Consider the following 19540-nt stretch of genomic DNA (forward strand, 5'->3'; position numbering starts at 1 on the left):
TAGACAGCTTGGAGAAGAAAACATTAGGAAATAGAGAACCCATGGAGGATCTGATCAAGCTGGATTTCGTGGATTTAGCTATAGCTGTGGGATTGATGGCGATCGCCATTGGTTTATCTGCCTGGGAAAAATTAGGATTAGAGTTGAACCTAGCCCTTGCTACTGGGAGAACCATCTTACAACTTCTTGTATTGGGATACATTTTAGATTTCATCTTGGCTTTAGACAATGCTTGGGCAGTTTTGGCGCTATTAGCAATAATGCTGACAATTACGGCGATTGTCGCACGAAATCGCATCAGCCAAAAAATTCCTCATTTATTGCCTTTGGTGTGGGGTGCAATTTTAATTAGTACCGCCGTGACAGTGTTTTACATCAACTTCTTAATCGTTCAACCAGAGAGATGGTACGAACCACAGTATATAATTCCCCTAGCAGGGATAGTCTTAGGTAATGCTACCAATGCAGCTGCGATCGCAGGCGATCGCCTTGTCAGCACCATTAATTCCAGCCATCTCGAAATAGAAACCCATTTAAGCTTAGGTGCAACTCCACAGCAAGCAGTTAGCCAGTATCGCAAAGACGCCATCAAAGCCGGATTGATTCCTACTCTCAATCAAATGATACTCATAGGTATGGTCGCAATACCAGGAATTACCACCGGACAGTTATTAGCTGGTGTCAAACCTCTAGATGCTGTCTCCTACGAAATTTTGATTATGTTCATGGTTGCTTTTGCTAACTTGTTGACAACAGTTTTAGTCACGAAGGGGTTGTGTCGGCAATTTTTTAATTCTGCCGCGCAGTTGGTAAGATGATGAGTGCTGAGTCAAGAGTGCTGAGTGCTGAGTCAAGAATCAAGAGTGAAGAGTTAAGAGTCAAGAGTGCTGAGTCAAGAGTCAAGAGTGCTGAGTGCTGAGTCAAGAATCAAGAGTGAAGAGTTAAGAGTCAAGAGTGCTGAGTCAAGAGTCAAGAGTCAAGAGTAAGGAATTAATCTACTCCAAAATAAGTATTTCATTTCCTTGGAGGGGCGCATAGCTGGCTGTGCTACCCTACAAAGTCTCTACATAATTGAAATATGAAAAGATTTTGGAAACGCATCTATCCTATGAGGTATTTTATACAAAGCATAAATAAATATTTATATGGTTATTTAAAAATCATGTGATTTCAGTATTTAAACCTGACGCTGTAAAGCTGAGAACTCAACGTATTGCCGTCTATCGGAGGTAACAGAACCAAAAGAGGAATGTCATCATTAGGAGATGTCCCTTTAGGTAGGGATGTCAAGTAGGTGAAATATTTATTAATATTGTTAATAGATAGTAAATGTAAATTCAGCGTCAGGAATCCGAAAAAATTCCTAATGGCAGGTATTTAGCATCAATCACCAGATTGTTCAGCAACGGAACAGAAGATTATGAAAGATCAAAAACGATCGGACTCTAAAGAATTCGTCGGAAATCTCAAGAATGGGATTTGGCTATTTGGGCTGTCATCTTGGGTATTTGGCATTACCGATCGCAGTATTGCTTCATTTGCAGATGGCTATCTATCTGCTTTGGATTTGACGCAACTATTTACGGCGGCTACATTCTTTGTGGCATGGCTATTTTTGAAACCGACATCCAGAGTGTAAGTTAACCAACTGATTAGTATCCAGTCACTCTTGACGTTAGTCCGATTGAAATTTAGAAAGTTATCTATTTGATGCCATGAGGGGTGGGCGACAGAATGCATAAATTCTTTTTGCAGCGATCGCAATCAAGGTAATTCGTAAAATCTCCGAGTTACCCTGATTCGAGTTCTTATGGGAGAGAATCAGGATCGATACCAAGTTCGCGTAACCTCTGTGCCAACATTTGGGCACGTTCTTCTGGCGTTAGTAAACGTCGTTCTTGCTCGTTATACCAGTACAGCCACTCTCGCGTGATCCCGTGATATATTCCTCGTTCTATGCCAATTCCCAAACCTACCTCTGGTAGCCAAACAGGATTTCCTGACAGCAATTGATACTCGTTATTGACTAATTTATAAACCTCTAAGTGTTGCTTGCGGCGGCGAGTAGGATTATAAACAACATAGTACAAGACTTTGAGCTTTGCATACTCGTTTTTTTTGGTAGTGTATTCCCCACGATAAGTCTGAGATACTACTTCCAGTACCAATATAGGAACTTTTTCTTCTTCCCAAATTGCATAACTTAGACGGAGGTTTTCATCGAAAAATCGCTCGACTCCCAGGCTTAAAAATCCATCTGGCACTATCGCTGGTAGATTGGGGTCATAGTAAACAGCCATATCAGCCCCGAAAAACCAGTCCATTCGATCTGCCCATGCCATTGCCAGTACGGCTTTAAGTAAACTAGGAATTAAGTCTTGTAGTTCATTATCCACAGGGGTATCGTCAGAGTCGGGCAGTTCCTCAGAGGAGGGCAAGCAAGCTAATGGATTGTACTCTAACATAATGGGTTCGGGGATTTTTTCACAATCCAGACTTCTTAAATTGTAGCTAGATTGTATCTTTTCCCTTGTGAAGTCAAAGTTATAGCTCTTTTGATTTTGGTGTATCTAAAAAAATTTTTCTAATTTTCCGGAACTGATTATAGTCACGTGGTAGTCTTTATCATCAGATTAGCGTTAGCGATTTATACTGAAACTTTATAACGAACCTCCGGGGAATATAACCCCATTACGGATTAAAAGCCCGATCGTGAAGACCGGGCTTTTGCCATTAACTCCTAACTCTTGTAAAGACGCGATGAATCGCGTCTCTACTCCTAACTATTCATTAAATTAGGCAAACGCAGCAGTTGTCACATCGTTATTCGATAGAATTTCTTGCAACTCTTCAGCATCTACTGTTTCTTTATCAACCAGCATTTGCGCTAGCTGATCTAGAATGTGGCGATTGCCCACTAACACTTCTTTCGCACGTGTATAGGCTACATCTACAAGTTTGCGGACTTCTTCATCAATGGCGGCGGCGGTTTCTTCAGAGAAATCACGCTCTGACATGATATCGCGTCCAAGGAACATGTTACCTTGTTGACGACCAAGAGCAACAGGGCCTAAGCGATCGCTCATCCCAAATCGGGTAATCATCTGACGCGCAACCCGTGCTACTTGTTGGAGGTCATTAGAAGCACCAGTGGTAACTTCTTCTTCACCAAAGATTAATTCTTCAGCAATTCGACCACCCAAAGCCACAGCCATCTGATTTTCCAGATAAGCGCGGCTGTATAAACCTGTGTCCATCCGGTCTTCACTAGGAGTAAACCAAGTTAAACCACCTGCACGACCGCGAGGAATGATGCTAATTTTTTGTACTGGGTCATAGTCTGGCATCAAAGCACCAACTAAGGCGTGACCAGCTTCGTGATATGCCACCAAGGTTTTGCGCTTTTCGCTCATTACCCGGTCTTTCTTCTCTGGCCCAGCTAATACGCGGTCGATCGCGTCGTTGATTTCATCCATTGAAATCTCAGTCAAATTCCGGCGTGCTGCCAGAATTGCGGCTTCATTCAACAGGTTGGATAAATCTGCGCCAGTAAATCCAGGGGTACGACGGGCGATTTTATCCAAGTCCACATCTTTCGCCAAGGTTTTGCCACGGGCGTGTACCTTGAGGATTTCGCTGCGTCCGGCATAGTCAGGACGGTCTACCACAACTTGACGGTCAAAGCGACCAGGACGCAACAAGGCTGCATCTAGGACATCAGGACGGTTGGTAGCGGCAATAATGATGATGCCAGTGTTGCCTTCAAAGCCATCCATTTCGGTGAGCAACTGGTTGAGGGTTTGTTCCCGCTCATCGTTACCACCACCTAAACCTGCACCCCGTTGACGACCTACGGCGTCAATTTCATCGATGAAGACGATACAAGGAGCGTTGGTCTTAGCTTGTTCAAACAAATCGCGGACGCGGGATGCACCCACACCGACGAACATTTCCACAAATTCCGAACCGGAGATTGAGAAGAAGGGTACACCTGCTTCCCCAGCTACGGCACGAGCTAGGAGGGTTTTACCTGTACCAGGAGGGCCAACTAACAATACACCTTTAGGAATTTTTGCACCAACGGCGGTAAAGCGATCGGCGTTTTTCAGGAAGTCTACGACTTCGTTTAATTCCAACTTGGCTTGGTCAATACCAGCAACATCGCCAAATGTCACCTGAGTTTGGGGTTCCATTTGGACTCTGGCTTTGGATTTGCCAAAGTTCATTGCTTGGCTACCTGGGCCACTTTGAGCGCGACGTAGTAAGAAGAATAAGCCAACCAAAAGCAATACAGGGAAAAATAAGCTGCTCAGTGCCTTAAACCAAAATCCTTCGTCGGTTTGTGGCAAAACAGAAATATCAACGCCTTTAGAAGTCAGAGTATTAATCAAGTCTGGATCGTTGACTAAGGTAACAATCCGTTTAGCTGGGTCATATTTGGGTGTAACCAGTGCTGTAGAGCGGTCTGCACTCAAACTGACTTTTTCTACTCTGCCTTGCTGAACTTCTTGAATAAAGCGACTGTATCGCCATGTCTCTCTGCTTTGGGGTTGTTTGTCAAAAAATGCTGTTCCCAGCGCAATGACGACAATAAACAGCAGCGCGTACAGCCCTGCATTTCTCCATCTTTTATTCACTAAGGTCTATCCTCCGGTATTTTTCGCGCAATCGCCTAGCTTCTCTGCTCGGAAAGGTGATTATTAAGAATTATGTTAACTTATCTTAAGATATAACAAATTTGGCGTGGTTGTCATGCTAAAAAAAGCTCCCTTATTAGCTGAAAACTATGATGGTAGGGATTACATTGTAGCGACCCTGAAGGCAGATGAACTGTATGAATGGGAATAATTTCGACCACACTATTAGTGTAGGCGATCGCTTCAAATCTCTGGACTAACTCGGCACTCCAAGTTTCTTCTCGCGCTGGCTGCTGGTGGTTTTGCAACCAGTTTACAAGTTGCGATCGCCCAATTCCCGGCAAAATTCCGGCTGTCAAAGGCGGCGTGTACCAACTGCGATCGCACCATCCCCAAAGGTTCCCTGTACTGGTTTCTAGCCAATTTCCTTGAGCATCGACTAATATTGCTTCTTGAGTATCTGAGCTAGTTTTCGCCAACCAAGCACTCAAATAATTTCCAGTTTTATGAGAGGGGAGAGAGCGAGAAAATTCAGGACTCGCAACTGCACACGAAACACCAGTTTTTTGTCTTTGTGTCAAATTTTGTGGTAAGAATCTGCCAGTTATCCACTCTCGTCCATCGGGGAAGAGGGTAATTCTGAGAACGGGGAAGTGTGGGAGAAGAATTTGAGCGCCTTGACGCAGACGGTTCCAATCGGGTTGCTGCCAGCCAAAAGTTTGTAGTGAGAAGAGCAAGCGATCGCAGTGTGCTTGCCAATGAGTTAAATTACTATCTAGCGAGTTCTGATAAACCCGCAATGTTGTAAAAACAGTTGCCCCATAAAGTAAACCCGGATCGTTAATGTTTAATTCTAGGGTTTGAGAGTGAATTAATTTACCGTCATACCAAAAAATATTATTTGTCACAACCAAATTTATTGTCTCTACAACTCCATTGAAAAGTGATGACTTGTGATACTCATACGCTGCATGAGATAAAACCTGTGAGCTGCAAATCGCTGAACGCCAGAATCCAGACTGAGGTGTTTACACTCATGATTTCTGGCATATTCAATTAGCCACTGAAATAACTGTTGACCATAGCTGTGTGACCGTTTCAACTCATCAACAACTAAATCGTCAACATATAAAAACTTTCCCGATGCTAAACAATTAAAAATACGAAATCCAGCTACTGCTACAGCTTGTTTTTCTACTTCCAAGAATGCAAGTTGATATCCTTCTTTCATTTGATATCGAACTTGTTCTACAAAATTATTCTGCTCAAGGTGAGGGCGCAACTGAGAAATAACAGGAAAACACTCTAATATTTGAAAGTCAGATTCTGCCAATTTTATTGACATCAGTATTACCCTAATCAATCATGTATGAGAAACTTGAAAATAATTGAATGAATATAATCTTCGATTACACTTGCAATAACTTAATCTTTAGGTGGAAATATAATTTTATTCGTGCCTTCAGGAGTTGTAACTATTTTTCCTCCCAAAGCTTCGATTTCTCTAATTGCGCGTTTTTGAGTTCTCTCATCAGCATGATTATTTAAAACCATTGACCATGTTGAAATTTGAGCATATTTACTATTAGGATTTCGACTCAGAAATTCAGCAGTTCTTTGGGAGGTATTAGCTATAAGTTGACTCTCTGAATCTGAAAATTTACTCGCCCAGTTTGCCGCCGTTGCAAAAGACTGTTGGGCAGCTTTCGCATTGCCTAAAAATAATAACTCATCGACTCCTTTATAACGCCAAACGTAATAAGACCTTTCGGGAACTGAGGGAGATAGTGATTTTAAGCCTTTCTCTGATATTGTGATCGCACGTTCTGGCATACCAGCATATAATGAAGTGCTGATCGAAAGACTGTGATAGGCTGCTAAAAATCGCGGGTCACGTTCTAGAATAACTTCAAAATATTCTGGACTTAAACTGTAACCTGTTTTATCTCGAATTTCATCATCTCCAAAATATTGAAGAAAATTGAGATATACCAAATCTGCAACAAAGTTATCATAACCAAAACTAGGTGTTTTTTTGAGAAAATTTAGACGGATATTTTCAGCTTTTATTTCTTTTTTTAAACTTTCTAAAGAGGCAGATTGTTTTCTATTTATTAGTTTTTGCAATTGGGGGAATTGAATCAAGCCAACTGCTAAAATACACATAAAAATTACAAAAGGTGTAGCAAAAGCTTGACGAGATAACAACATATTTTCCTTGGCTTTGCGATCGCAGTTATATCATTGTATACATAGTGCTATAAGAAAAGTCAGACCTACTCGTGCGTCTAAGCTTTGCTTGGTAAGATAAAAAAGTTGACTTAAATAAACTAATTTTATTATTTAGTGCTTATTGATACTTTAAATTTATCTTTGCTCTAAAATATATTTACGTATTCTTTGTATCAAATCAATATTGAATTTATACTGATTTGAAGTAAACGCCCAAAAGCTAATTAAATAATTATTTCAGAATCACGCTACTTAGGACAATGGGGAAATCCTACGGTAGTGCTAGATTCGCTGCAACGCAATTATTCCAAAATCTAAAATGGTATTATTCTTTTTCTAAGATAAATTTGGCTGTAGGAAATCATAATTTTTTTAGTAAAAATTTATTAAATATTAAGTTGTTTTGACTTTAATTACTTTTTTTTAGTAAAAGCCTGAAAACTTTTGACATCACCTATAGTTGTATCTTGTTTATATTTACATCTGTCTGTAACCTCTAAAACATCATGGTGAATAATACTCTTAATGAAAACACAGAAACTAATGGTCAATCCATAGAGAATTGGGAAATTAATAGTCAATATAGCAAACCAAGTAGTGAATTTAAAATCAAAGTTAAGAAGCTGAATAGTAAGGGAGAAGGATTCAACATTGATGAAATTATTGATGCTATTCAAACAGCAATAGTTGAAGTTGTCGAGTTAGAAATTACCACTTGGGTTCCAGAATCATCTACTCACTTAGAACAACTGCAAGGACAGCAAATTGCCCAAACAGGTAATCGAATACACACTATAATCAATCTAATTGATGGGGATATAACTAATGAAGTTGGTAGTCAATTTGTTGGGAGTGGTCCATATACAGAACTTCGCGAATTTCATCTAACTCAAATCAAAGAAAGCCGGGAAATTATGCAGAAAAATATAGAAAGTTTGCAAAAGTTATATGGATTTTTTATAGAAATTATGAAATCTCGTAAAACTTCACAACAATCGTTATCTCGTCCTCAGTAATTATTGATATTAATTAGATTAAAATACCTACAGAATAGGAATTTATCCAAACCTGTAGGTTAATTTGCTTTAAATAAATCAAGGAAATTATGACTATGCCTAACAAAATTCAAGAACAAGCCAAAGATTTGCTAGAGAAAGTAGTCTCATCTGTACATGAATTAGTTGATGATATTACAGCTTTAGAAATAAATACAATGGTTGTGGAGCAAATTACTGGCGCAAAATTTAATGCTTGGCAAGCGTATGAAGAGATTTATTCAATAAATGACAAAGACTACTTTGATGTCAAAGGAATTCCAAATCCAGACGATTTACCAGAACCAGAAAAAACTCAAGCTCAAGAATTACGTAAGCGTTATACAAGTCTATTTTCGCAACTTGAAAGAGAATATTTTTACATTCTCCTGGAAAAAAGCAATGATAGTAGTGACCCAGACTCCAGAATAATCCAATATCAAGAGCGTCTTAAATATCAAGTGGAACATAAAGCGAATATTCTTCCAACTGACGAGGTATACATAAAGTTAGCTCGACCAATATTGCCTGCTCCTACTCCTGTTGCAGATCGAGAAGAAAATAATCTAAAAAGTTTGCAGCAAAGGTGGAAAGAGATTGAAGAACTTTTAAATAATGATAAATTTATTCGTACCTTGCGGAAAATGTCTGAACTAAAAGCGGCACTTAATAGTGACAACATTACCACCGTAGATATTGATATTATTTATGCTCAAACTGTTATGCAGTTAGATGGAGATATTATTAGTCGTTATCATAAAAAGCTATTTCAATTACCTGAAGGGGATAGAGATTTAATTCTAAAAATACATAATGAAGGGGTAGTTGCTGGAGAGAAACAGTGGCGTGGAACGCTAGCTTTTCTGATTGGTATTGTACAAAATATCGCAAAATTATCCCGACAATGAACGCTGAGAAAACACACACAGACAATGAAGCTGATGTTCAACTCCCTTTCTTTGTACAAATACCTCAAGGCACTCCTATTGAGCTTGAAATTAAGGTTGAACCAGGACAGTATACTTTTTATCTAAATAAGACTGTTTTAAAACAAATTGCGGAAGCACGAGAAATAGGCTGCTCTTTGTACATTCCTCCAAAGCTACTAGCTTACCTTTGGTACTACAATTGTTTTAGCGATAAGATTTGCTTTAATAAGAACGCTACACCATACACTAAATTAGTAGTTAATAAAAATAATTTTAAAATATTCGACAATACTTTTATCGTAAATTTTATCAAATTATTTTGGAGTAAATCATTACAAAATAAATCGAGATTACAGTATGGACTTACTTTTAATTCTTATTATAGAGAAGATACATCAGCTTTATATTTTTGGAAAGAGCAAGATATTATTTTACAAAGCAATATTTTATTTTATGGCGATATAATTCACAAAATTAGGAGTGATTTTATCCAAAATCCTCAGTGTTTAAATATTGTTTATGTGCATTATTGGCTTATTGAGCAAATACTAAGCTGTCTTCGGACTCAATTAAATCTGCTAGTTTGGGAGATAGCTTTTCTCTTTCCTGCTGGTTTTCTAGTTTACAATCTCCATCTAGCAAATTGGATGCTAGTAATATTTGCTTGGTTAGGGTTAACTATATTATTTGCTACTACTCGCTATATAGTCGTTAATCAATTTCAAAGTCGTACTTCCATAAACTCTAAATTTATAAATAGGTTGATATGGACGCTGATTTGTTTCATCCCTAGTGTTGTTGTTGCTACTACTAGCTTTAGTAATCTCACTGCCTTATTCTTGCCGCTTTTTTCACTTATCACCCCAAAATTTGTAGAGTACATTTTAAGCTTTACATGGGGACGAGTTGTTAAATTGATTATGCGTCCCTTATTAAGAAATTTAAATTAAATTAAATCCATTTAACTCTCTTTCTTTCACTATCGCTAGAGTAAAATCCAAAATCCTTACTCAGAGTTGAGCTTTGAATATTCTCTCTCTAAAGTGATTAAAAAGTATGAAGCTGAACATTTGGCTTGTAACTTTGCCTTGTCAAGAACTGATTTTAAAACCTTGGAGACTCGAGATGAAGCTCTTCAGGACTTGACTAACTTGAAATCTGCTGCAATTTAGCCAACTTCTAAAAGGGGTTGGCTTTTTGATGATTTTTACTTTGTCAATATTTGCCAACAATGCCCGGCGATCGCCCAATCTTCTTGAGTATGAATAACTAATACCCGCACTGCTGAATCGGATGTAGCAATATCCTCATCTACAGGTTGCTGTTGATTTTTCTCAAGGTCTATTTTTAGTCCGATAAATCCCAAGGCTTCACAGGCGGCTTGGCGAATTTGTGGAGAGTGTTCACCCACGCCTGCTGTAAACACTAAAGCATCTAATCCGCCCAAACTAGTAAGCATTGCGCCAATACCAGAACGCAAACGGTGTACGTAGATATCCCACGCCAGTTGAGCGCGAGAATTACCTTGAGCGATCGCTTCTCTCACTTCACGCATATCGCTAGATATACCCGAAATTCCCTTTAACCCAGAAGCTTTATTTAATAACTCATCCAACTTTTCTACAGAGTAATTGCAGTGCCGCAACAGGTAAATCAGAATCCCCGGATCGACTGAACCAGAACGGCTACCCATCATTAATCCATCTAGGGGCGTGAATCCCATAGTAGTATCAATACTGCGACCGTTTTTAATCGCTGCTAAAGAGCAACCATTGCCCAAATGGCAGATAATTAACCGCTCAGATGCAACATCTCGACCGAGAATTTGGATAGCACGTTCAGAACAGTATTGATGACTAATACCATGAAACCCATAGCGACGGATACCTTGCTCTACCCACTGATATGGGCCGGGATAGATTGCTGCTGCATCGGGTAAAGTACCATGAAATCCGGTATCAAAGACTGCTATTTGGGTGACTCCTAAGATTTGTTCAATTGCTTCTATGCCTTCCAAACCCACTGGATTATGCGCTGGAGCAAGGTTAGATAGATCGGCGATCGCCTTTTTGACATCCTCCGTAATTACCACACTATCTCGATAATCTTCTCCACCATGTACTATTCGATGCCCCACTACATCGATTTCTGACAAGCGATCGATTACCTTGGTAGCACCATGACTAAGTGTATCGAGCATATCGGTGAGGTGCGCCTGTGGAGAATCACCAGAGATTGATTTTTGCAGCGTTTCACCCATAGCAGTTTTCACCTCAATTTCTGCCACACCCCGATCTTGAGTCCAGTTGATTTTCCCTTCCCAAAGGGGTTCGGGTGCTTGGCTAGGCAGAGTTTCATCTGCAATTTCATACAGACAACTCTTTTGGCTGCTCGATCCGGCATTCAGTACCAATATCTTCATAGTGACAACAGAAAAAGACGATCTCCTTTGATCGTGCCACTAATTCTAGCTTCATGCTTAGTACAGTTTTGCGTAAAAGCGTAGCGTTTTTATTCAGAGGAACGTATTAATAAGGCGGCCACTGCATTAACAATGCAACCTGACGCATTAACAAGGTGGCCACTGCATTAACAATCTAAGCCAACGCATTGGCATTGTACGGTATTACTTTTCATAAATTCGCTATAAATTAATGAAATACTATACTTAGTTTTCTCACGGTACAACAAGGTTTTGAAGCTTCTAAATTTCAGGAAGTTGAAACTAGGAAACGAGGAGAAGTGGCTTGCTCAGTTATTATTTCGTAGGTTGATTGGACGGATGTTGCGGATCTTGAGGGTTCTTTTGCCTGCCTTATCGTCGTCATCAATTGTTACTAAGTATTTCACGACCGTATGGTTTGCATTTCCACCAGTCACGGTGACAACAAATGCTGAGTAACTGTTAGTGTTTGTGCCACAACCACTTCGGTCATGGAAGGTTTGATTCCATTCACCAATACGGACACCCTCGTTTCGTGGCTCATCGCCACTTTGTTTAATTTCATTAAGGAGAGCTACTTTCAGTTGAGATAGCTTTGATTTTTTATTAGCAAGCATAAGTTTAAGAAACTTATCGCGATTTACGTTGTCAAGGTTGCCGCCGTTGCTGCATTTATCTTCGTAGTTGGCAAAAGCTGAATCCGGGCTGGTCATCACCAGTGCTGGGATCTTGGGAGACTGAGCGGCGTGCCCACTTGTTGCCGCTAGTGCGAGAACACATAAAGTTAAAGTAAAAAAATCAAAGCGCATTCAATTCTCCGAGCGTGAATTAGTGTGTCCAATCAAGATTAACTGCAACGGGCATGAAAGGAGAGGGTTTGCTCGGTAGGCGTATGCAGCAAAGAGGTGAAATGAGCGCCAACAGTATCTGATGATACTTGTACTTCTAATAGGGAAGTTTAGGCAATTTAACGATAAAGCTTGTCCCCTTGCCCTGGGCACTTTCAACTTCAATCGTCCCCTGATGCGCCTCAATAATACTCTTTGCTAAAAATAATCCTAACCCCCATCCTGTTTGATCCTCAGCAGAGATGGTTCGACGAAATTGCTGAAATAAGATTGATTGAGCTTCTGAAGAAATCGGATTACCTTCGTTGTGGATAGTGAGGGTGATATGCGTTTCAAGTTGTTCAAGCGTGAGTGTAATTGGTGTATTAACAGCACCATACTTCACAGCGTTAATAGCTAAGTTTTCAATTACCCGTTGTATCTCTTTACGGCTGCAATTGCTCCTAATAGCAGTATCACAAACTACAATAAACCGATCTCCATAGGCAAAGTTTAAGTCCTCTACTACGTCCCGAACAAGGCTGTCTAAACTGCATTCTTCAAATTCAAACTTTAAGCTCTGCCCTGCCCGCAGCCGACTAGCATCAAGCAGATTTTGAATCATCGAATTCAAACGCTCGACTGCTTTTAGCATTTTCGCCGCAATATTCGCATGGGTGTCTCCTTGTTCAAGCCGACGCAGAGTCAGGTGAATACCCATTTTTATGACATTGAGTGGGCCTCTAAGATCGTGAGTCAGTGTCACCATAAATAACTCTTGAATATCTCGCAAAGTCTGGGAAAATTGAGTCGCTGCATCATTAACAGCTTGCTCAATGGAATCGATAATAATATCTCGTTCCCTCACCTCTAAAGCCGCTTCTTCTTCTAAAATTTCAAATATTACCTGACGGAGAATGTGGTACTCAAAAATGAGTTGAGTCATTGAGTAGTCGACAAAACCTGCCCGCTCATGTCCATGCTTTTTCCCAATCCGAGTGCTTTCTAGCTTATCGCTTTTTATTCTGGCTGGTGTCCTTTCAATCTTCGTTGACAGCTCATCCACCAATTGGTTTAGATACTCAGGTAGGGAATTTTGTAGCAGAAGAGAGTCCTGATGCATTGATGCACCGACTTCATCACGCGCCCGCTCCTCCCACCTCTGCATAATTCTTTCAACATTTTGCTTAAGACGGTTAGACACTTGATTATTAGACATAGATTGCAAAAGCATCAAAACTAGCAAACAGTCAGCTTTAAACTGCTTGATATTGTACGCAACTGTCTTGTGATGTCAAGCGGTTCTTAGAAAAGTCAGCCTATGCTGCTGTTGCTGGGGATCATGACCATTGGCGATTACCTACGGTAAACTGTGCCAACGCGAACTTCGGGATGTAGCCCATCGCAAAGTAGTCTACACCAAACCATTCGTAGCATAAAGGAAACCCCCAACTGAAATCGTTATACTAACTGTGGGAGGCTGTTTATCTATCCAGCCAGATTCCATAGTTGTATTTTTTTATAGCTTGTTACACTATGTCCTTCTTCAAAACCCCGCTGATTGGTTTAAAAGCTGACTCATTTCGTCATCCATTAGACCTGGAAGCTACCAGAGCGCTCAAGCAGATACCAGGCATAGATATGTTGGTGCGAAATTGGCTTGGGCCAATGGCAGAGCAGGTTTTCTATGTGGAAAATATTGCCTCTAGCATTTTGGTGGGTGAAAAGCAACTACCCGATTTATACAAGCTGTTGTTAGATGCCTGTAAAATCCTGGATATAGAGCCTCCCCAGTTGTACGTCCGGCAACATCCGGCTCCCAACGCCTATACTTTTGCTGTGCGCGGTAAGCAGCCTTTTGTGGTGCTACACACTTCGCTGATTGATATTCTCACACCAGAGGAAATACAGGCAGTAATCGCCCACGAGTTGGGACATCTCAAGTGTGACCATAGCGTTTACTTGACTCCTGTAAATTTATTAATATTAGCTGCGGCAATTGTGCCCAATGTCGGCACCTTTGTTGCTCAAGCCATACAGGCGCAACTTTTGGAATGGGTACGTTGTGCTGAGTTTACCTGCGATCGCGCCGCATTACTAGCAACTCAAGACCCGAAAGTGGTTATGTCCGTGTTGATGAAGTTGGCTGGTGGTTCTCCCACCTTAGCGCCCCAACTGAATCTCGATGCCTTTGTTGCCCAAGCCCGCGCTTACGATGATATTAGCAAGACAGAACTGGGTGAAATGGTAAAAGCTGCCCGTACAGCCCAATTAACCCATCCAGTGCCAGTACTGCGGGCGCGAGAAATTGACCGTTGGGCAAGCAGCACCGAATATCAAACTCTGTTGCACAGTCACGGGCTGAAGTGTAATAATGGAGTTGCACCCAAAGGTGGATGGCGCAATTGGTAGAGCTACTGTTTACAACGGCTTTTTCGCTACATAAGCATAAAAGTCTTAATAGATTGTAAGAAGCGATCGCACTTTGGCGATCGCTTCTGACGATCAAAAAACGCAAACTTTTCCCTACACTACATAAATACGGTTCGGATAAGTATTTTGAACTCAGAATTACCTTTGGGGAAAAGGTTACTGGGTTTGGGTTAAAGGTTTTTTCTCCCCCTTTCCCTTTCCCCTTTCCCCTTTCCCCGACCCGTACCTACACTACATATCTCTTTTGTCAACTAGAAGCTTTCACAACTGCTTCGGCTTGGGAGTGCAATAACAAACCGTATTCCAAGCCCTCTACCACCGCTTGATAGGAAGCCGCCAAAATATTGGTAGAAACCCCTACCGTCGTCCAGCGTTGACGACCATTGCCTGATTCTACCAAGACACGAGTTTTTGCCGCCGTGCCCGTATGTCCATTGAGAATCCGCACTTTGTAATCTGTCAAATCAAAGGTTGCAATCTGAGGATAAAAGTTCACCAAAGCCTTGCGTAAGGCTGCATCCAAAGCTGCCACAGGTCCGTTACCTTCCGCCGCCTCCAAAATATTTTTCCCGTCAACAGCGACTTTGACTGTAGCTAAGGCATTGCTAGTTTCTTTCCCCTCAATCAAGTCACAGTGGACTTGAAAACCTTTGACTTCAAAAAACTTTTGGCGGCCTCCCAAAGCTTCGTGCATCAACAGCACAAAACTGGCCTCTGCTGCTTCAAATTGAAATCCTTCACTCTCCAAATCTTTGAGGCGCTGGAGAATTTCTCTAGCCTCTGCTTTTTGTTGATCCAATTCAATGCCAAAACTGCGGGCTTTGGCTAAAACATTGCTCAGTCCAGACTGTTCCGAAATCACAATGCGCCGACGATTCCCGACTTGTTCCGGCTGAATGTGTTCGTAAGTTAGGGGATTACGTTCTACTGCTGATACATGAATACCGCCCTTATGGGCAAAAGCCGAACGTCCCACAAAGGGAGCGTGTTCATCTGGCGCGAGGTTGACTACCTCACTCACAAAACGACTAGCTTCTGTAAGTTGTGTAAGCTGGTCTTCTGTGATACAACTGTAACCCGCCTTCAGTTGTAAATTGGGGATTAGCGAACAGAGGTTAGCATTACCGCAACGTTCACCATAACCATTAATTGTGCCCTGTACCATCTTTGCCCCTGCCATCACGGCGGCTATTGCGTTAGCAACCGCCATTTCCGAATCGTTGTGAGTATGAATTCCAATTTGGGGCATTGTCCTTTGTCCTTTGTCTTTCGTCATTGGTTCGTGACAAGTGACGCCAGTTGCTTCAACGGAGGGAACCTCCGCAACGCACTGCCTCACAAATGACAAATGACTAATGACATCTTGAACAATTTGGCTAATTTCGTGGGGTAAAGTGCCACCATTGGTATCACAGAGGACTAGCCATTCCGCACCAGATGCGATCGCAGCCTCTAATGTCTGTAAAGCATAATCTCGATTGTGCTTATAGCCATCAAACCAATGCTCGGCATCGTAGATAATGCGGCGCCCTTGAGAACGGAGGTACTCAATGGTGTCGCGAATCATCGCCAAATTTTCTTCTAATGTCGTCTTGAGTCCTGTTGTCACGTGTAAATCCCAAGACTTGCCAAAAATCGTTACCCAGCGAGTTCCCGCTGCCAAAATATCCTGTAGCATCGGTTCGGTAGCGGCAGTAGAGTTGGGGCGTCGAGTCGAACAAAAAGCGACAATTTCAGCCTGTTTGAGCGGATCTTCTTGGAGTTGCCAGAAAAATTGTACATCCTTGGGATTGGCACCAGGCCAACCACCTTCAATAAAGGGAATTCCCAGTTGATCGAGTCTACGGGCAATGCGTAACTTATCTTCTATCGATACAGATAGCCCCTCGCGCTGAGTGCCATCCCGTAATGTAGTGTCATAGAGCCAAAGTTGAGGTGAAGAATTTGTGGTCATAAAACTGGGACCGACGAGACAACTTTCGAGGCAATGTGTCAATATACAACAAAAAGCCAGCTTGGCAATTTAAAAATGCCTAAAGTAATAGCTGAAGGTAAAACAATTGATTGCGAGCATGGAAGCAATCTGCGCAAGATTTTGCTGCAAAATGGTATTGACCTCTACAATGACGGTGCTAAGGTAATAAACTGTCGGGGCATTGGCAGTTGTGGTACCTGCGCGGTTAAGGTAGAGGGCAAAGTCTCAGCAGCGAACTGGCGCGATCGAACACGGCGTTCGCTTCCTCCCCATTCTCCTACAACAGACTTACGTTTAGCCTGTCAAACTCAGGTTTTAGGCGATGTGAAAGTGACAAAGTTTGATGGATTTTGGGGACAAGGTTCTCGAATAGTGTGGACACCAAAAGGTTAAAAAGGAGTTAAGACAAGATGGGTAGATGGACACCCTTAATTTTAATGGCTGGCGGTTTAGCCATTCTGCTTGGTACATTACTGGGCATCAACTTTCCGATGGGCGTACAAACTGCGAACGCTCCTAGTGACAAGAAATCAGAAGTCCTGCCAGCTAATATCAATGTTAATGGCAGTGGTGGCAGCAATAATGAAGAAACTGCAACAGAAGGAAATCAAACAACTCAAACAAACGAAAACAGGCGCGGTATTATAGCCCCAAGACCTGACAACAGGAGTAATGTTGCCCAGAATTCTGGCGATGACTCAACTGACAGTACAACAGACAACAATACAGATTCTTCACAAACAAGCACACCATCTAGCGATCCAAATCAAGGCAACGAACCAATTCGCGCCTTGTGGTAACGATCAGATCCTTCTTCAGACCCGTCTTTAGTTACAAGTTATAAGTTATAAGTTATGAGTTATGAGTTATGAGTTATTAGTTATGTACTAATGATAAATGGCTAATGACAGATGACTAATGACTAATGACTAATGATTAGTGAGACTGTGATTATTGGTGGCGGCGTTATTGGTTTAGCGATCGCCATTGAACTAAAATTGCGCGGGACAAACGTCACCGTGCTTTGTCGTGACTTCCAGGCTGCCGCTACCCACGCCGCCGCCGGGATGTTGGCACCAGATGCAGAAAACATCGCTAATGAAGCAATGCGTTCTTTGTGTTGGCGATCGCGTGCCTTATATCCCGACTGGACGCGCAAATTAGAAGAACTGACAGGTTTAAATACTGGCTATCGTGCCTGTGGTATCCTTGCACCCGTCTTTGAAGAGGCAGGGGGGCAGGGGGGCAGCACTTCGGCTACGCTCAGTGACCAGGGAGCAGGGGAGCAGAGGAGCAGAGGGGAAAGTCTTTCCTCCTCATCTCCCTCATCCCCCTCTTACTGGTTAAATAAAGAGGGAATTCATCAATATCAGCCAGGATTGGGAGCAGAGGTAGTTGGTGGCTGGTGGTATCCTGAAGACGCCCAAGTTGATAATAAAGCTCTAGCTCACGTATTGCGGACGGCGGCTGAGTCTGTTGGTGTTGAACTCAGAGATGGTATTACGGTAGAAGGATTTTTACAGCAGCAAGGACAAGTAGTTGGCGTGCAAACCAATGCTGGAATAATTCGCGCCGCGCACTATGTTTTAGCTTCAGGTGCTTGGTCAAATGAATTGTTACCGCTACCTGTGCTACCCAGAAAAGGACAAATGCTGAGTGTGCGGATACCAGAAGTTTCGCCGGAATTGCCCTTGAAGCGGGTTTTGTTCGGGCAGGATATTTACATCGTACCAAGACGCGATCGCCTGGTTATTGGCGCAACCAGTGAAGACGTTGGCTTTATGCCCAACAACACCCCAGAAGGTATTCAAAAATTACTACAAGCTGCCATCCGCCTGTATCCCCAATTAAAGCATTATCCCATCCAGGAATTTTGGTGGGGATTTCGCCCAACCACCCCTGACGAATTACCCATTTTGGGCACTAGCCACTGTCAAAATTTAACCTTTGCTACGGGTCATTACCGCAACGGAATTCTACTTGCGCCCGTAACCGCCGCTTTGATTGCCGATTTAATCTTAGAGCAAAAGTCTGACCCCCTACTTGCTGATTTTCACTATTCGCGCTTCCAGTCCAAGTCATTTACCTCCACCCCAATGCTGACTCACTCTGCCAATTTCTCTAACGGACATCACTCTGCTATATCCCCACTCCCCACAGATGCGATTAATCGCGTCTCTACCGATTCCCCATTGATTATCGCTGGCAAAACCTTCCAATCCCGCTTGATGACGGGAACTGGTAAGTATCGCAGCATTGAGGAAATGCAGCAAAGCATCGCCGCCAGCGATTGCCAGATTGTCACCGTAGCAGTACGACGGGTACAAACCAAGGCTCCTGGACATGAAGGTTTAGCTGAAGCCTTGGATTGGACGAAAATCTGGATGTTACCTAATACCGCAGGTTGTCAAACTGCTGAAGAGGCGATTCGGGTGGCGCGTTTAGGGCGAGAAATGGCGAAATTGTTGGGGCAAGAAGATAATAACTTTATAAAGTTAGAAGTAATACCTGACCTTAAGTATTTACTCCCAGATCCAATTGGGACATTGCAAGCAGCAGAACAACTAGTTAAAGAAGGCTTTGCAGTATTGCCCTATATCAATGCTGACCCCATGTTAGCCAAGCGTTTAGAAGAAGTAGGCTGTGCTACAGTCATGCCTTTGGCATCACCAATTGGTTCTGGACAAGGACTGAAAACAACTGCCAATATTCAAATAATCATCGAAAATGCAGGTGTGCCAGTAGTGGTAGATGCTGGTATTGGTTCACCCTCAGAAGCCTCTCAGGCAATGGAATTGGGAGCAGATGCCTTGTTGATTAATAGTGCGATCGCTCTTTCTCCAAAACCAGCAGCAATGGCTCGTGCGATGAATTTAGCAACAGTCGCCGGTCGTCTAGCATACCTTGCTGGCAGAATGCCTATTAAAGATTACGCCAGTCCTAGTTCACCTCTAACTGGGACGATTACTAGTTAGAGAATGGGGACTGGGAAGACAGGGCAGCAGGGCAGCAATACTGCTCGGTTAAAGG

18 protein-coding genes are annotated in these 19540 nt (G+C 42.2%); 9 read left to right on the forward strand and 9 right to left on the reverse strand.

Translation table 11 applies throughout. The annotated features are described in order from the left end of the window. The first annotated feature begins 41 nt into the window (after positions 1 to 41). Complete coding sequence (locus RMY27_RS00780; RefSeq protein ID WP_322659560.1) at positions 42 to 818, forward strand: ABC transporter permease; 777 nt, start codon at positions 42 to 44, stop codon at positions 816 to 818. Between the two features lie 602 nt (positions 819 to 1420). Next, the gene (locus RMY27_RS00785) at positions 1421 to 1639 is read left to right on the forward strand and encodes a hypothetical protein (protein ID WP_094350008.1); all 219 of its coding nucleotides are present in this window, start codon (positions 1421 to 1423) and stop codon (positions 1637 to 1639) included. A 169-nt stretch (positions 1640 to 1808) separates the two neighbouring features. On the opposite strand, the gene RMY27_RS00790 is transcribed toward RMY27_RS00785, so the two are convergent. The 5 genes from RMY27_RS00790 to RMY27_RS00810 all read right to left on the reverse strand — a co-directional run bounded on the left by RMY27_RS00790 (position 1809) and on the right by RMY27_RS00810 (position 6848). Further along, positions 1809 to 2465 (reverse strand): Uma2 family endonuclease, encoded by a 657-nt coding sequence (locus tag RMY27_RS00790; protein ID WP_322659561.1) that lies wholly within the window; start codon positions 2463 to 2465, stop codon positions 1809 to 1811. A gap of 330 nt (positions 2466 to 2795) precedes the next feature. Next, positions 2796 to 4637, reverse strand: coding sequence for an ATP-dependent zinc metalloprotease FtsH3 (gene ftsH3, locus RMY27_RS00795; RefSeq protein ID WP_322659564.1), 1842 nt, complete (start codon positions 4635 to 4637; stop codon positions 2796 to 2798). A 113-nt stretch (positions 4638 to 4750) separates the two neighbouring features. Beyond that, positions 4751 to 5545, reverse strand: a complete 795-nt coding sequence (locus RMY27_RS00800; RefSeq protein WP_322659565.1) for an aminotransferase class IV — start codon at positions 5543 to 5545, stop codon at positions 4751 to 4753. A gap of 17 nt (positions 5546 to 5562) precedes the next feature. Continuing rightward, entirely contained in the window at positions 5563 to 5982 is a 420-nt protein-coding gene (locus RMY27_RS00805; RefSeq protein WP_322659567.1) for a GNAT family N-acetyltransferase, read from the reverse strand. A gap of 80 nt (positions 5983 to 6062) precedes the next feature. After that, positions 6063 to 6848, reverse strand: a complete 786-nt coding sequence (locus tag RMY27_RS00810) for a hypothetical protein (protein ID WP_322659569.1) — start codon at positions 6846 to 6848, stop codon at positions 6063 to 6065. 527 nt (positions 6849 to 7375) lie between these two features. Between RMY27_RS00810 and RMY27_RS00815 the strand changes: the two genes are divergently transcribed. The 3 genes from RMY27_RS00815 to RMY27_RS00825 all read left to right on the forward strand — a co-directional run bounded on the left by RMY27_RS00815 (position 7376) and on the right by RMY27_RS00825 (position 9782). Next, the gene (locus RMY27_RS00815; protein ID WP_322659571.1) at positions 7376 to 7885 is read left to right on the forward strand and encodes a hypothetical protein; all 510 of its coding nucleotides are present in this window, start codon (positions 7376 to 7378) and stop codon (positions 7883 to 7885) included. Between the two features lie 95 nt (positions 7886 to 7980). Next, positions 7981 to 8811 carry a hypothetical protein gene (locus RMY27_RS00820; RefSeq protein ID WP_322659573.1) on the forward strand — a complete coding sequence of 277 codons (831 nt, stop codon included), beginning with the start codon at positions 7981 to 7983 and terminating at the stop codon, positions 8809 to 8811. Further along, positions 8808 to 9782 (forward strand): hypothetical protein, encoded by a 975-nt coding sequence (locus RMY27_RS00825; protein ID WP_322659576.1) that lies wholly within the window; start codon positions 8808 to 8810, stop codon positions 9780 to 9782. Before RMY27_RS00820 ends, RMY27_RS00825 begins: the two co-directional genes overlap by 4 nt. A gap of 257 nt (positions 9783 to 10039) precedes the next feature. Here the strand turns inward: RMY27_RS00825 and RMY27_RS00830 are convergent, their stop codons facing one another. From RMY27_RS00830 to RMY27_RS00840, 3 genes are all read right to left on the reverse strand, one after another. Beyond that, on the reverse strand, positions 10040 to 11254 hold the full coding sequence (locus tag RMY27_RS00830) for an acetate kinase (protein ID WP_322659584.1): 1215 nt from the start codon (positions 11252 to 11254) through the stop codon (positions 10040 to 10042). 329 nt (positions 11255 to 11583) lie between these two features. Continuing rightward, positions 11584 to 11988, reverse strand: coding sequence for a hypothetical protein (locus RMY27_RS00835; RefSeq protein ID WP_322659586.1), 405 nt, complete (start codon positions 11986 to 11988; stop codon positions 11584 to 11586). A gap of 232 nt (positions 11989 to 12220) precedes the next feature. After that, positions 12221 to 13321: a HAMP domain-containing sensor histidine kinase gene (locus RMY27_RS00840; protein WP_322659590.1), complete on the reverse strand. Its 1101-nt coding sequence runs from the start codon at positions 13319 to 13321 to the stop codon at positions 12221 to 12223. A gap of 317 nt (positions 13322 to 13638) precedes the next feature. Here RMY27_RS00840 and RMY27_RS00845 point away from each other — a divergent pair, with 317 nt between their 5' ends. Beyond that, complete coding sequence (locus tag RMY27_RS00845) at positions 13639 to 14514, forward strand: M48 family metallopeptidase (RefSeq protein ID WP_322659592.1); 876 nt, start codon at positions 13639 to 13641, stop codon at positions 14512 to 14514. Between the two features lie 268 nt (positions 14515 to 14782). Here RMY27_RS00845 and cimA read toward each other — a convergent pair whose 3' ends face one another. Then, positions 14783 to 16489 carry a citramalate synthase gene (cimA, locus tag RMY27_RS00850; RefSeq protein WP_322659594.1) on the reverse strand — a complete coding sequence of 569 codons (1707 nt, stop codon included), beginning with the start codon at positions 16487 to 16489 and terminating at the stop codon, positions 14783 to 14785. Positions 16490 to 16564: 75 nt separating this feature from the next. On the opposite strand from cimA, the gene RMY27_RS00855 reads away from it, so the two are divergent. The 3 genes from RMY27_RS00855 to thiO all read left to right on the forward strand — a co-directional run bounded on the left by RMY27_RS00855 (position 16565) and on the right by thiO (position 19485). Then, complete coding sequence (locus RMY27_RS00855; protein ID WP_322659596.1) at positions 16565 to 16903, forward strand: 2Fe-2S iron-sulfur cluster-binding protein; 339 nt, start codon at positions 16565 to 16567, stop codon at positions 16901 to 16903. Positions 16904 to 16920: 17 nt separating this feature from the next. After that, on the forward strand, positions 16921 to 17310 hold the full coding sequence (locus tag RMY27_RS00860) for a hypothetical protein (protein ID WP_322659598.1): 390 nt from the start codon (positions 16921 to 16923) through the stop codon (positions 17308 to 17310). A gap of 132 nt (positions 17311 to 17442) precedes the next feature. After that, positions 17443 to 19485 carry a glycine oxidase ThiO gene (gene thiO, locus RMY27_RS00865; RefSeq protein WP_322659600.1) on the forward strand — a complete coding sequence of 681 codons (2043 nt, stop codon included), beginning with the start codon at positions 17443 to 17445 and terminating at the stop codon, positions 19483 to 19485. Positions 19486 to 19540: the final 55 nt, after the last annotated feature.

The organism is Nostoc sp. DedQUE09, from assembly GCF_034530915.1.
Classification (GTDB): domain Bacteria; phylum Cyanobacteriota; class Cyanobacteriia; order Cyanobacteriales; family Nostocaceae; genus Nostoc.